A 423-nucleotide genomic window follows, 5' to 3' on the forward strand; every position below is an offset into this window, starting at 1 on the left:
GGCGGTCAGCTTTTTGGAGCATAGGGCCGACGGCATGATCGCTTCGCCCGTCAGCTCCAATCGCCACCGCCTCCCGCGGATCGTAACCATCCGGTCTGGGCCGCGGCAGACGCGCGATCTGTGCTAAACTGGGCGGATGGAGATCGACACGGACAAGATCGATGATGCGGTCTTGGCGTTGCTGTGGCTGACGCTGCACAATGAGCGATGCGCCTGGAAGAGCGTCGATTGGGATGTGACGGATCGGCTGTATCGGAAGGGGCTGATTGCAGACCCTGTGAATAAGGCGAAGTCCTTGGTCCTGACGAACGAAGGTCTTCAAAGGTCGGAGGAACTGTTCCGCGCACTGTTCACGCGGCCGAGGCCATAAGGATCTGGCGGGGCTGCCAATTCCACGGAAGCAGTTCATGAAGCCGGTTCTGC

The 423-nt window shown here is 60.3% G+C and carries 1 protein-coding gene; it reads left to right on the forward strand.

The features are described 5' to 3' along the window. Positions 1-136 precede the first annotated feature (136 nt). The gene (locus AC0L17_RS34625) at positions 137-370 is read left to right on the forward strand and encodes a DUF6429 family protein (protein WP_473519011.1); all 234 of its coding nucleotides are present in this window, start codon (positions 137-139) and stop codon (positions 368-370) included. The last annotated feature ends 53 nt before the right edge of the window (positions 371-423 follow it).

This window comes from Mesorhizobium sp. WSM4829, assembly GCF_055811475.1.